Here is a 12,773-nt window from a genome sequence, read left to right on the forward strand (position 1 = left end):
AACATGGGGGCATGGCGATCAAGGGAGTGCTCTTCGACTTCTCCGGCACCCTCTTCCGCATCGAGTCCACCCGGCAGTGGCTCACCGCGGTCCTCGCCGACACCGGCACCGAGCAGCCGGGCGCCGAGGTCGACCGGCTCGTCCGGGAGCTCGAGCGCGCCGGCGCGCTCCCGGGCGGGCCGCCGCCGGAAGCCGTGCCGGCCCACCTCGCGGAGCTCTGGGCCACCCGCGACGAGAGCGCCGAGCGGCACCGCGCCGCCTACACCGGGCTCGCCCGGAAGGTGCCGCTGCCCGACCCCCGCCTGTACGACGCGCTCTACGACCGGCACATGACCCCCGCGGCCTGGCGCCCGTACCCGGACGCCGCCGACGTCCTGCACGCGCTGCAGCGGCGGGGCGTCCCCGTCGGTGTGATCAGCAACATCGGCTGGGACCTGCGGCCGATCTTCCGCGCCCACGGGCTCGACCCGGCCGTGGCCGCCTACGTCCTGTCGTACGAGCACCGGATCCAGAAGCCCGACCCGGAGCTCTTCCGGCGCGCGTGCGACGCGCTCGGCACCGACCCGCACGACGTGCTGATGGTCGGCGACGACCGCACGGCCGACGCCGGTGCCACCGCCGTCGGCTGCGCGGTCCACTTCGTGGACCACCTGCCGGTCGACCGCCGCCCCGACGGCCTCCGCCCGGTCCTCGCGCTCCTCGACCGGCCCGGTGCCGCCGGGGCGTAGCGCCCTGCGAGCATGACGCCCTTCCACACCACGGGCCGAGGGGGGCGACCATGGAACTGATCGCGGTGGACCTGCCGGAGCCGGACGCGATGCGCGGGCGGTGGGCCGCGTTCGCCGCCGTGTGCGCGGCCCGCGGCTGGGGCGACAGCTGCCACGCCGACGGGCCCGTGTGGCACTTCGACGACGGCGGCGGCAACTGGGCCGACCTGCACCACCTCGGCGACGGGCGCGCCGTGCTCGTCGGGCACGACCACGAGTACTCCGACACGTACTTCCGCACCGCGGCCGCGTACTTCGAGGAACCCGAGACCGACCTGCTGGCCGGGGCGCCCGCCTGGTGGGCGCCGCCGGCCGAGGCGGCGATGGGGCGCGACCTGTGGGTCGGGTTCGTGTACGGGTTCGCCGACGGCGGGTGGCGCCGCGCCGCCTACGACCTCGACGACGGGTTGGACTCCGTCGGTCTCCCCGCGCTCGACGACGGCCCGTGCCGCGTGCTGGTGGCCGAGTTCGCCAAGGACGCACCGGGCCTCGCCGGCGCGCCGCCGGACCCCGAGGCCATCGACGCGCTGATCGCCGCCGACGCCGCGGTCACCGAGGAGCAGGTGCGGGCCGTGATCGGCCCGGAGGGCTGGGACGCGGTGGCGGGTGCCGCCGCAGCGCAGGCGTTCCTCCGGGCCTGACGCGGCTGGTCAGGCCGGCACGCCGTCGTCGTAGGGCACGGCGCGCGGCGTGCTCGTGAGCTCGTCCACGAGCGCGGTGAGGCGCCGGTCCATGCGTTGCTGGACGCGTTCGAGCCCGTCCAGCTCCGAGGCGAGGTCGACGGCCCGGTCGGTGTTGCCCACCCCGTCCAGGATCCGGTCCAGCTCGGCGCTCACGCACTCGATGCGCACGCGGCACCGGTCGGAGGCCTGCACGTGGGCGAGCAGGCGGGCGCGTTGGTCGGCGTCCACGGTGTCCGGCACGGACGCCACGAGCTGCTGCAGTCGATGCGGGTGCACGGCGGTCCCCCCTTCACGTGACGGGCATCACCACCGACCGTAGATGTGCACCCTCCGTGAGGGAAGGGGTCGTCGCTACGGTTGCGCCGTGACGGCGTGGGCTGACACCGGCCGCTTCGTGCGCGAGTTCGTGCGCGACCCCCTCCACACCGCATCCGTGACACCCAGCTCCCGGGCGCTCTCCGCCGCGATGGTGCGGGCCGTGCCGGCCACCGGCGCCCCCGTCGTCGTCGAGCTCGGGCCGGGCACGGGAGCGTTCACCCGCGCGATCCAGGAGCGCACCGGCGGGCGGGCGCGGCACGTGGCGGTCGAGCTGAACGAGCGGTGGGCGCGGCTGCTCGCCCGCCGCCACCCCGAGGTCGACGTCGTGCGCGCCGACGCCCGCGAGCTGCCCCGCCTGCTCGCCGAGCGCGGGGTCGGCGCCGTGGACGCCGTCGTGAGCGGGCTGCCGTGGGTGGCGTACTCCCCCGGGCCCGACGGCCGCGGGCTGCACGCCGTGATCACCGAGGTGCTCGCGCCCACCGGCGTGTTCACGCAGTTCGGCTACACCTGGACGCGGTGGGCGCCGCCGGCCCGCCGCCAGCTCGCCGACCTGCGGGCCCACTTCGCCGCGGTCACCACCAGCCCCACGGTGTGGCGCAACCTCCCGCCCGCGATCGTCCACGAGGCCCGGGATCCGAGACCTGGCGGGATGCACCCGATAGAGTCACGCCAGCACTCGTCGTGATCATGCAGCGCGGGCTGCCACCTGGGGGACATGACATGGGGATCAGCCACCAACCTTCTCCGGAGAGCCCGGCCCTCGGCGCCGGCTTCGAGCGGATCGGTGTCGACCGCATTCCCGACGAGGAACGCACGTCGACCCCCGGCACGTTCTTCGTGGTCTTCGTCGGCACGTCGGTCGGGCTGGGCGCGGTGGCGTTCGGCTGGGTGGGGATCACGTTCGGGCTCGGCTTGTGGGCCACGATCACCGCGATCGCCGTGGGCACCGCCGTCGGTCAGATCCTGCTCGTCCCGCTGATCCTCGCCGGCTCCCGGGCGGCCACGAACAACGCCACCGCGTCCGGGGCGACGTTCGGGGTCCGCGGGCGGGTCATCGGCAGCGGGATCGGGTTGGCCACGTGCCTCGTCTCGGTCGCCCTCACGGTGTGGACCAGCGGCGCGGCCGGGGTCGCCGTCGCCGGCAGGCTGTTCGGGCTCCCCGACAGCCAGGGCACCCAGGCGGTGGCCTTCGCGGTCGTCACGGCGATCGCGGCGGCCGTGGCCATCTGGGGGTACCGGTGGCTGGTGCGTTCCACCGCGGTGCTCGCGGTCGTCGGCGGCACGCTGCTGATCCTGATGCCGTTCGCGTTCGGCGGTTCGATCCAGTGGGACTACGCAGGCGGCGAGTACCTGCTCGGCGGCTTCTGGGCCACCTGGCTGTCGGTGGCCACCACGGTCGGCGTGGCGGGGGCGCTGGTCGTGTGCACGATCCTCGGCGACTGGACCCGCTACATCCGCTCCGACCTCCACCCCGCCGGCCGGCTGGTGCCGATCGCGTCGGCGGGGGTCTTCATCGGCTTCGTCGTGCCCGCCACGGTCGGCGCCCTGGTCTCCACCGCCTTCACCGACCCCTTCGCCCCGTTCCCGGTGAGCCTCGCCGCCGAGTCGCCCCTCTGGTACGCGGTCGTGCTGCTCCCGCTGGCGCTCCTCGGCGGGGTGGGGCTCACCGCGTCGTCGCTCTACAGCGCGGGCCTCGACCTGGACGCGCTGGTGGTGCGGTTCACCCGGGCCCGGGCTACCGTGATCATCGGTGTGGTCGCGGTCGGCCTGGTGTACCTCGGCCTGCTCGCGCCCACGGTGCAGGGGTCGATCGCGGCCGCGCTGCTCGTCCTCGCCGAGCTGAGCGCGCCGTGGGCGGTGGTCTTCGGGCTCGGGTTCCTCCAGATCGGCGGCCGCTACCACGCCGACGACCTCCAGGTGTTCAACCGCCGGGAGACCGGCGGGCGGTACTGGTACACCGGGGGCTGGCACGTCCCGGCCGCGGTGGCGTGGGCCGTGGGGTCCGTCGCCGGGCTGCTCACGATCCAGACCCCGCTCTTCAACGGCCCGCTCGCGGGCATCGCAGGCGGCGTCGACGTCAGCCTCGTCGTCGCCTCGGTGCTGGCAGCGGTGGTCTACCTCCTGCTCACCGGCACCGGCCGCAAGGCAGGCAACCTCGAGGACAAGTAGGGAATCCATGACGGACAGCACGCGCGGCGGGACCCCGGCGCCGCGCGAGATCGACATCACGACCCCGCACTCGGCGCGGATCTGGAACTACTGGCTCGGCGGCAAGGACAACTACCAGGCCGACCGCGAGGCCGGCGACGAGTTCCTCGCGATCTACCCCGGCCAGCGCGATAAGGCCCGGGCGTGCCGCCACTTCCTGTCCCGCGCCATCCGGTACCTCGCGAACGAGGCGGGTGTGCGGCAGTTCCTCGACATCGGCACGGGCCTGCCCACCGCCAACAACACCCACGAGGTGGCCCAGCAGGAGGCCCCCGAGTCGCGGATCGTCTACGTCGACAACGACCCGCTCGTGCTCGCCCACGCCCGCGCGCTGCTCACCAGCTCCCCCGAGGGCGTCACCACCTACATCGACGCCGACCTCCACGACCCCGAGCGGATCCTCGACGAGGCCACGAAGACCCTCGACTTCGACCAGCCGATCGCGCTGATCCTGCTCGGCGTGCTCGGCCACGTGCAGGATTACGACGAGGCCCGGTCGATCGTGAAGCGCCTGCTGGCGCGCCTGCCCGCGGGCAGCTACCTCGTGCAGTGCGACGGCGACGACACCAGCGAGGCGTACATCGCCGCGCTCGAGCGCTACCGCGACCGCAGCGAGGTGCCCTACAACGTCCGCAGCCAGGACGAGCTCGCCGCCTTCTACGAGGGGCTGGAGGTGGTGGAGCCGGGGCTGGTCCCCATCCAGCTGTGGCGGCCCGAGCCGAACATCTTCGGCGAGCCGCCCGCCGTCGCCGAGTTCGGCGGGGTCGGCCTGAAGAGGTGACCTGTACGAACGGCACTCTCGTCCGATAGAGCGGTACGAGAGTGCCGTTCGTCCAGCGGGTGCGCTCTCCGGCGGTCAGAGGTACGACTCCACCAGCTCCACGTAGCGCCGGGCCATGGTGGCGACCACCTCGGCACCGGGGGCCGCCCAGACGTCGGCGTGGAAGATCTCCACCTCGACGTCGCCGGTGTAGCCGGCCGCCGCCACCGCGCGGGTGAACGCCGGGAAGTCGACGTGGCCGTCGCCCATCATGCCGCGGGCGAGCAGGGAGTCGGCCGGCAACGGGGTGATCCAGTCGCACACCTGGTAGGACACGATCCGCTCCCCCGCCCGCGCGATCTGCTCGTGCACGCCGGGTTCCCACCACACGTGGAAGGTGTCGACCACGACGCCGACCTCGTGCGGGGCGAAGTGCTCGGCGATGTCGAGCGCCTGCGCGAGGGTGGAGACCACGCCGCGGTCGGCGGCGTAGATGGGGTTCATGGGCTCGATGCCGAGCGTCACGCCCCGCTCCACCGCCGCGGGGACGAGCGCGGCGATCGCCTCGGCGGCCCGGGTGCGGGCGCCTGCCAGGTCCTTGTCCCCCGGCGGGAGCCCGCCGGGCACGAGCACCAGCGCCGTCGTGCCGAGGGTCGCGGCCTCGTCGAGGGCGCGCAGGTTGTCCTCGTGCGCCGCGGCGCGCTCGGCCGGGTCGGAGGCGGTGAAGAAGCCGCCCCGGCACAGCGAGGACACCCGCAGGCCCGCGTCGTCGACGATCTTGCGCGCGGTCTCGAGGCCGGTCTCGGCCACCGGCTCGCGCCACAGCCCGATCGCGGGCAGCCCGGCGGCCACGGCGCCGTCCACGGCCTCCCGGAGGCTCCAGTTGGCCGTGGTGCGCTGGTTGAGCGAGAGCCGGGCGAGCCGCGGGTCGCCCGGCGCGGGCGTGGCGACCCGGGCCGGGCGCCCGCTGGGCACGTCGAGCGCGGTCACCGCACCGCCCCGGCCACGTCGAGCAGGCCGCGCACCTTCGCGGCCGCCGCCTCCGGGTCCGGCAGCAGCCGCGCCTCGTTGGCCAGCGCGAACACCTCGGACAGGTGCACCACCGACCGGGCCGACTGCAGCCCGCCGACCATCGTGAACCCGGGCTGGTGCCCGGCGAGCCACGACAGGAACGCGATGCCGGTCTTGTAGTAGAAGGTGGGCGCCTCGAACACCTTCCGCGACAGGGCGAGGGTGGGCGCGAACTCGGCGTCGTAGCGCTCGAGGTCGCCCTCGTCGAGCGCCGCCAGCGCGGCCGACGCGGCCGGTGCGATCGCCGCGAAGGCGCCGAGCAGCGCGTCGGAGTGGTGGGTGCCGTCGCCGCGGATCAGCTCCGGGTAGTGGAAGTCGTCGCCGGTGTAGAGGCGCACCCCCTCGGGCAGCTCGGCGCGCAGCCCCACCTCGTGCTCGGCGGACAGCAGCGACACCTTCACCCCGTCGACCTTCGCCGCGTGCGCCTCCACGAGCTGCACGAACGTGGCGGTGGCCGCGTCGACGTCGGCAGAGCCCCAGTAGCCGGCCAGCTGCGGGTCGAAGGCCTCGCCGAGCCAGTGCAGGATCACCGGCTCGCGCACCTGGCGCAGGAGCGCCTCGTAGACGCGCAGGTAGTCGTCCGGGCCCGCGGCCACGGCGGCGAGCTGCCGTGACGCCATGAGGATCACCTGCGCCCCGGTGCCCTCGACGTACTCCACCTGCTCGGTGTAGGCGGCCAGCACGTCGTCGACGATGCGCAGGTCGGTGCGGTGGTCGGTGCCCGCGCCGGCGGCGATGCGGGCGCCCGCCGCGCGCGCCTGCTCGGCGCTGCGGCGCACCAGCTCCTGCACGGCCGGCCAGTCCAGGCCCATGTTGCGCTGCGCGGTGTCCATGGCCTCGGCGACGCCCAGGCCGTAGGAGAACAGGTGGCGGCGGAAGGCCAGCGTGGAGTCCCAGTCGACGACGGCGGGCGCGCCGGGCACGTTCTCGCCCCACGGGTCGCCCACCACGTGCGCGGCCGCGAACGCCACCCGGGTGCGGTAGGGCTCGGGGTGGGGCGCCCACTCGCGGGGCGCGGCGAGCTCGACGGTGCGCCACCCACCCCCGGCGACGGGCAGTGCGATGCGAGAACCGAGGGCGGTCACGCCACACCCCCCGCCCCGTATGCCAGCAAGGTGGCTTTACTGGCGTAATACGCCAGCAAAGCCACCTTGCTGGCGTTCGTGGCACGCGTGGGGCACCTCATTTCGACGCCTCCAGTTCCACGCGCACGCCTTCCCTCGACGACCGCAGCGCCGCGTCCACCAGCCGCAGGCCGCGCACACCGCTGGCGAAGTCGTACGGGTGCGGGCGGCCGGCGTCGACGTCGAGCAGGTACTGCTCCCACTGGGCGCGGAAGCCGTTGCCGAACTCCTGGTTGTCGGGCACCTGCTCCCACTGGGCGCGGAAGTCCTGGTCGGTGGGCACGTCGGGGTTCCACACCGGCATGGGGGTGCGCACACGCGGCTGGATGCGGCAGCCGAACAGGCCCGCGACGGCGGAGCCGTGGGTGCCGTCCACCTGGAACTCGACGAGCTCCTTGCGGTCGACCCGCACGGCCCACGACGAGTTGATCTGGGCGATGACGCCGCCGGGCAGCTCGAAGATCCCGTACGCCGCGTCGTCGGCCGTGGCCTCGTAGGGCTCGCCCTTCTCGTCCCAGCGCTGCGGGATGTGCGTGACGGCCTTGGTCATCACGGCCTCGACGCCACCGAACAGGTGCTCGAGCACGTAGTTCCAGTGGCAGTACATGTCGAGGACGATCCCGCCGCCGTCCTCGGCGCGGTAGTTCCAGCTGGGCCGCTGGGCCGGGAGCAGGTCGCCCTCGAACACCCAGTAGCCGAACTCGCCGCGCACGGACAGGATCCGCCCGAAGAACCCGGAGTCGATCAGCCGCTTCAGCTTGATCAGCCCGGGCAGGTAGATCTTGTCGTGCACGACCCCGTTGACGATGCCCGCGGCCTCGGCGGCCGCCACCAGCTCCTCGCCCTCGGCCACCGACTCGGCGATCGGCTTCTCGGTGAAGACGTGCTTGCCCGCGGCGATCGCGCTCAGGATCGTCTTCTTGCGCTCGCTGGTGACGAGCGAGTCGAAGTAGACGGGTGCGTCGTCCTCGAGGGCGGCGTCGAGGTCGGTGTGCACGGTCTCGATGTCGTGCTTGCGGGCGATCTCGGTGAGCTTCTCGCGGTTGCGGCCGACGATCACGGGCTCGACCTGCAGGCGCGTGCCGTCGGGGCGCAGCACACCGCCGTCGTCACGGATCGCGAGGATGGACCGCACGAGGTGCTGGCGGTACCCCATCCTCCCGGTCACGCCGTTCATGACGATGCGCATGCGCTCTACCTGCTTTCTCTCGTAGCGGTGGGACGGCCGCCGAGGTAGAGCTCGGCGAGCTGCGGGTCGGCGAGGAGTTCGGGCGCGGGACCGCTGATGTGGACGCGGCCGAGGTCGAGCACGCAGCCGAGGTCGGCGGTCTCCAGGGCGTGCCGGGCGTTCTGCTCGACCAGCAGGATCGCGAGCCCGGCCTCGCGCATGGCGACGACCTGCTCGAACACCACGGCGGTGGCCTTGGGGTCCAGGCCCATCGACGGCTCGTCGAGCAGCAGCACCGAGGGGTCCACCATCAGGGAGCGGGCGAACTCGACCTGCTTCTGCTGGCCGCCCGACAGCAGCCCGGCGAGCGAACGCCAGCGTTCGCGGACCACCGGGAAGAGGTCCTGCACGAACGCCACCCGCTCGGCCACGCGCGCCTTGTCGGTGACCGTGTACGCCCCGAGCGTGACGTTCTCGGCCACGGTCATCTCGGGGAACACGCTGTGGCCTTGCAGCACGTGGGCCACGCCCGCGCCGAGCATGCGCTGCGGGGACAGGCCCGTGACGTCCTTCCCGGCCACGCGGATCGTGCCCGAGCGGGGCGCGAGCATCCCGCTCGCCACCTTGAGGACGGTCGACTTGCCCGCCCCGTTGGGGCCGACCAGGCACACGACCGTGCCCGCGGGCACGGTGACCGTGAGCCCACGCAGCACGAGCGCGGCGCGGCCGTAGCCGGCTTCGACGTCCCGGAGTTCGAGGAGGGGTTCAGACACCGAGGTACGCCTCCAGCACCGCCGGGTCGGCCCGCACCGTGTCGGGCGGCCCCTCGGCGATCGGCCGCCCGCGGTCGAACACGACCACGTGGTCGGACAGGCTCATGACCAGCTCCATGTTGTGCTCGACGACGATGAACGTGCGCCCCTCGGCGTTGAGCTCGCGCACGAGCGCGGCGATCCGGTCGATGAGGGCGGGGTTCACCCCGCCGGCCGGCTCGTCCAGCATGATCGTTTCCGGCTCGGCCATGAGCACGCCGGCCAGCTCGAGGAGCTTCTGCTGGCCGTAGGACAGGTTGCGGGCCTCGACGTCCTCCAGGTGGTCGATGCCCACGCGGCGCAGCCAGCCGCGGGCCCGCTCGACGTCGCCCGCGTCGTGCGCCGAGCGCAGCAGGCCGGCCATCCCGCGCGGGCGGACGGCGGCGAGCACGTTCTCCCGCACCGTCATGCGCGGGAAGATCCGGCACAGCTGGAAGCTGCGCCCGATGCCCGCCGCGGCGATGCGGTGGGGCGCCCGCCCGGTGACGTCGCGGCCCCCGTAGGTCACCGTGCCCGAGTCGGGCCGGATCATGCCGGTGACGCAGTTGAAGAACGTGGTCTTGCCCGAGCCGTTCGGGCCGATCACCGCGTTGATCTTCCCGTCGTGGAACTCGACGGTGGCGTCGTCGACGGCGCGCACGCCGCCGAAGGCCTTGGTGAGCCCGGCCGTCGCCAGGTTCCCGGCGCTCACAATTTGACCTCTTCCTTGAGCTCCGCGGCGCTGACCTCGCGGATCGAGCTCTGCTGCGGCCGGAAGCGGGCCAGCAGCCCCTGCACGGCGGGGATCACGCCGTCGGGCATGAAGAGCACGACGACCGCCAGCAGCAGCCCGGTGGCGACGAGGTGGAACTGCGTGTCGCCGTAGGAGACCTTGAAGTACTCGATCGCCACCCCGACGACGAGTGCCCCGAGCACCGGCCCGAACAGGTGCCGCACCCCGCCCAGGAGCGCCATCAGCACCATGTAGGAGCCGATCAGGATGGAGAACTGGAAGATCGGGTCGAGGTCGCCGAACCACAGCGCGTACAGGCCGCCGCCGAGCGCGGTGAACGTGGCCGACACGACGAAGGCCACGAGCTTGTAGGCGAACGTCGGCACGCCCAGCGACTGCGCCTTGTCCTCGTCCTCCCGGATGGCCTTGAGCCCCAGCCCGAAGCGCGACCGGTCGATCGTCCACCAGGCCAGCAGCGCGAGCCCGAGCAGCACGGCGAAGAGGTAGAAGAACACCACGTGGTGCTCGGGGCGGGACAGGTCCGGGAACGGGCGCGGCACGACGAGCCCCTCGGAGCCGCCGGTGAAGTCGCGCCAGCTCTGGAACACCAGCAGGAGCACCAGCACCAGGGCGATCGACACGATCACGAACGACGCGCCGCGCACCCGCAGCGCCGCGATCCCGATCGGCACCGCGAGCACCGCGACGATCACGCCGGCCAGGCCGAGGGCGAGGAAGGCGGGCACCCCGGCCCGGGCGATCAGCAGCCCCGTGCCGTAGGCGCCGAGGCCGAACCAGGCGGCGTGCCCGAGCGACATGTACCCCGTGAAGCCGCCGACGAAGTTCCAGGACGTCGACAGCACCGCGTAGGAGAGCACGACGACGCCCGCCGACGTGATGTACGGGTTCGGGCTCCAGATCGGGAACGACAGCAGGGCCGCCGCGCCGACGAGGAGCGCCACCCAGCTGGAAGCGCGCCCTTCAAAAACGTTGCGCAAGGCGACCTCCGAAGAAGCCCTGCGGCCGCACCAGCAGGGTGGCGAACAGGGCGAGGTAGAAGACCGTCTGCGCCCAGGTGGTGCCCAGCGGCAACTGCAGCAGGCTCTGCACGATCCCGAGCACCATCGCGGCGATCGCGGCACCCGGGATGCTGCCGAGCCCGCCGACCACGATGATCGCCATCAGCGGGCCGATCCAGTGCCAGTGCAGCGACGGGTAGATCGTGGAGTCCAGCGAGAGCGCGGTGCCGCCGATCGCGGCGGTGGCGAGCCCGAGGCCGAAGCCGTAACCCGCCACGCGGTCGGTGTCGATGCCGATCAGCCGAGCCGCCTGCGGGTGCTGGATCGTGGCGCGCAGCGCCTGGCCGAAGCGGCTGCGGGTGAGCAGCAGGTAGAGCGCGAGCAACGAGAACGCCGCCAGCCCGAACGCGATCAGCTTGACGACCGCGACCTGCGCGCCGAGCACCTCGATGCTCGCGGCGCTGTAGGACAGCTGCACCCGCCGTTGCGTGCCGGAGTAGACGAAGCCGAGCGCGCCCTCGATGACGAGCGCCACCGCGAACGTCAGCAGCACCGACATCATCGTGACCGACGCCGGACGCAGCCGGGCGATCAGCAGCCGCTGGAACCCCACACCCGCGAGGAAGAACAGCGGCACCGTCACCACGAGCGACAGCAGCGGGTCTACACCGAACCGCTCGTGGACGTCCCACGCCAGGTACGCGGCCAGCACCAGGAATGCGGCGTGGGCGATCATCACCACCCGCATCACGCCGAAGTACAGCGTGAGACCCGCGGCCAGCAGCGCGTAGAGCCCGCCCAGCAGGATGCCGAGCACGAGGCTCTGGAAGAGCAGGGAGCCGCTCACCACGTCGCCTTCGGGTAGGCGAACTCCGCCTCGGCGGTGTCCTGCGGCAGCACGATCCGGATCCCCCCGTCGACGTACTGCTGGATGAGGTGGGCGCTCTGCGGGCGGCCCTGCGCGTCCCAGGACAGCGGGCCCACGACCGTGTCGACGGTGTTGGTGCGCAGCCAGTCGATGAGCCGCTGCTGGCACTCCCCCTGCTCGGCGCACCCGACGGCCTGCACGGCGGCCGCCACCACCTGCCCGGTGGTGTACGCGTTCGCCTCGTCCTCGGTGGGCGGGTTGCCGAACTGCGCCGTGTAGCGCTGCACGAAGTCGACGTTCGACGGGTACGGCGCCTCGGGCGTGTACCCGGTGGGCGACAGGATGCCCTCGGTGCCGCCGCCGATGGCTTCCGCGAACTCGGGGTTGGTCGGCGCGGTGGAGAACGCCGCGAGCTTGGGCTGGTAGGCGAGCTGGCGCAGCGCCACGATCAGGTTGACCGCGTCCTGGTACTGGGTGCCGCCCACCACGATGTCGGCCTGCGAGTCGGCGATCTGGGCGGCGATCGAGGAGAAGTCGGTGGTGTTGGGCGGGTAGACCTCGTCCACCACCGTCCGGATCCCGGCCGCCTCCAGCTTGGCCTTCAGCCCGTAGGCGGTGCCCTGGGCGAACGGGTCGTCCATCGCGGCGTACGCGGCCGTCTGCGGGCGCTGCCCGTCGGGCATCGCGATGATCGTCTCGGCCAGGTGGTTGTAGTGGTCGTCGGCGATGGCCGGCGCGGCGTAGAAGAGGTTGTCGAAGCCCTGCTCGAAGACCTCGGCCGCCGCGCCCGCGGGCTCGACGAAGAGCATCTCGTACTCCTGCGCCACCCGCGCCGACGGCACCACGAGCCGGGTGGAGAACGGCCCGAACACCAGGTCGACCTGGTCCTGGGCGATCAGCGACTCGTAGTCGGCCACCACCCGGTCGGCGTTGGACTGGTCGTCGAGGATGCGCAGCTCGACCTGCCTGCCGAGCAGCCCGCCGGTGGCGTTCACCGCGGCCGCCCACGCCTCGTAGCCGCGCTGGACGCCCTTGCCGGGCTCGGAGAAGTCGCCGGTGAGCGGGAGCGAGATGCCGACCGTGATCGGATCGGACGCGTCGTCACCACCCGCGGCGCCCCCGGAGCACGCGGTGAGGAGCAGTGCCGAGACGCCGGCCAGGCATCCCAGCCGGAGGGCGGTGCGGGCGTTCATCGGACGGATCTCCTCCTCGTCGAGGACTGGCGTAAGCGCTTTCCGTAAGCGCTTGCGTAGAGTACGGTCG

The 12,773-nt window shown here is 72.9% G+C and carries 14 protein-coding genes; 5 read left to right on the forward strand and 9 right to left on the reverse strand.

Features of this window, described 5'->3' with window-relative positions; translation table 11 throughout:
• Positions 1-11 precede the first annotated feature (11 nt).
• Both ACFPL3_RS11310 and ACFPL3_RS11315 read left to right on the forward strand, forming a co-directional pair.
• Complete coding sequence (locus ACFPL3_RS11310) at positions 12-728, forward strand: HAD family hydrolase (protein WP_343939733.1); 717 nt, start codon at positions 12-14, stop codon at positions 726-728.
• Between the two features lie 50 nt (positions 729-778).
• Complete coding sequence (locus tag ACFPL3_RS11315) at positions 779-1,408, forward strand: proteophosphoglycan 5 (RefSeq protein WP_343939732.1); 630 nt, start codon at positions 779-781, stop codon at positions 1,406-1,408.
• A 9-nt stretch (positions 1,409-1,417) separates the two neighbouring features.
• Here the strand turns inward: ACFPL3_RS11315 and ACFPL3_RS11320 are convergent, their stop codons facing one another.
• Positions 1,418-1,726, reverse strand: coding sequence for a hypothetical protein (locus ACFPL3_RS11320; protein WP_343939730.1), 309 nt, complete (start codon positions 1,724-1,726; stop codon positions 1,418-1,420).
• A gap of 88 nt (positions 1,727-1,814) precedes the next feature.
• Here ACFPL3_RS11320 and ACFPL3_RS11325 point away from each other — a divergent pair, with 88 nt between their 5' ends.
• Genes ACFPL3_RS11325 through ACFPL3_RS11335 form a run of 3 tightly spaced genes read left to right on the forward strand, consistent with a single transcriptional unit; the run spans position 1,815 to position 4,757 of the window.
• Positions 1,815-2,453: a class I SAM-dependent methyltransferase gene (locus ACFPL3_RS11325; RefSeq protein WP_343939728.1), complete on the forward strand. Its 639-nt coding sequence runs from the start codon at positions 1,815-1,817 to the stop codon at positions 2,451-2,453.
• 35 nt (positions 2,454-2,488) lie between these two features.
• Positions 2,489-3,937 carry a cytosine permease gene (locus ACFPL3_RS11330; protein ID WP_343939726.1) on the forward strand — a complete coding sequence of 483 codons (1,449 nt, stop codon included), beginning with the start codon at positions 2,489-2,491 and terminating at the stop codon, positions 3,935-3,937.
• A gap of 7 nt (positions 3,938-3,944) precedes the next feature.
• On the forward strand, positions 3,945-4,757 hold the full coding sequence (locus tag ACFPL3_RS11335; protein ID WP_343939724.1) for an SAM-dependent methyltransferase: 813 nt from the start codon (positions 3,945-3,947) through the stop codon (positions 4,755-4,757).
• Positions 4,758-4,832: 75 nt separating this feature from the next.
• Here ACFPL3_RS11335 and ACFPL3_RS11340 read toward each other — a convergent pair whose 3' ends face one another.
• The 8 genes from ACFPL3_RS11340 to ACFPL3_RS11375 all read right to left on the reverse strand — a co-directional run bounded on the left by ACFPL3_RS11340 (position 4,833) and on the right by ACFPL3_RS11375 (position 12,703).
• Positions 4,833-5,726 carry a sugar phosphate isomerase/epimerase family protein gene (locus ACFPL3_RS11340; RefSeq protein WP_343939722.1) on the reverse strand — a complete coding sequence of 298 codons (894 nt, stop codon included), beginning with the start codon at positions 5,724-5,726 and terminating at the stop codon, positions 4,833-4,835.
• Positions 5,723-6,892, reverse strand: coding sequence for a dihydrodipicolinate synthase family protein (locus ACFPL3_RS11345; protein WP_343939720.1), 1,170 nt, complete (start codon positions 6,890-6,892; stop codon positions 5,723-5,725). The genes ACFPL3_RS11340 and ACFPL3_RS11345 overlap by 4 nt, the downstream gene beginning before the upstream one ends.
• A 97-nt stretch (positions 6,893-6,989) precedes the next feature.
• Positions 6,990-8,120 (reverse strand): Gfo/Idh/MocA family protein, encoded by a 1,131-nt coding sequence (locus ACFPL3_RS11350; protein WP_343939718.1) that lies wholly within the window; start codon positions 8,118-8,120, stop codon positions 6,990-6,992.
• A 5-nt stretch (positions 8,121-8,125) separates the two neighbouring features.
• The gene (locus tag ACFPL3_RS11355; protein WP_343939717.1) at positions 8,126-8,872 is read right to left on the reverse strand and encodes an ABC transporter ATP-binding protein; all 747 of its coding nucleotides are present in this window, start codon (positions 8,870-8,872) and stop codon (positions 8,126-8,128) included.
• Positions 8,865-9,602 carry an ABC transporter ATP-binding protein gene (locus ACFPL3_RS11360; protein ID WP_343939715.1) on the reverse strand — a complete coding sequence of 246 codons (738 nt, stop codon included), beginning with the start codon at positions 9,600-9,602 and terminating at the stop codon, positions 8,865-8,867. The genes ACFPL3_RS11355 and ACFPL3_RS11360 overlap by 8 nt, the downstream gene beginning before the upstream one ends.
• The gene (locus ACFPL3_RS11365) at positions 9,599-10,585 is read right to left on the reverse strand and encodes a branched-chain amino acid ABC transporter permease (protein ID WP_343939713.1); all 987 of its coding nucleotides are present in this window, start codon (positions 10,583-10,585) and stop codon (positions 9,599-9,601) included. Before ACFPL3_RS11365 ends, ACFPL3_RS11360 begins: the two co-directional genes overlap by 4 nt.
• Before the next feature lie 19 nt (positions 10,586-10,604).
• Positions 10,605-11,489: a branched-chain amino acid ABC transporter permease gene (locus ACFPL3_RS11370; RefSeq protein ID WP_343939712.1), complete on the reverse strand. Its 885-nt coding sequence runs from the start codon at positions 11,487-11,489 to the stop codon at positions 10,605-10,607.
• A complete protein-coding gene (locus tag ACFPL3_RS11375) occupies positions 11,486-12,703 on the reverse strand; it encodes an amino acid ABC transporter substrate-binding protein (RefSeq protein WP_343939710.1) in 1,218 nt (405 codons plus the stop codon). Before ACFPL3_RS11375 ends, ACFPL3_RS11370 begins: the two co-directional genes overlap by 4 nt.
• Between the last annotated feature and the right edge of the window lie 70 nt (positions 12,704-12,773).

Origin of the sequence: Pseudonocardia zijingensis, from assembly GCF_042657305.1 — a bacterium.
Lineage (GTDB): Bacteria > Actinomycetota > Actinomycetes > Mycobacteriales > Pseudonocardiaceae > Pseudonocardia > Pseudonocardia zijingensis.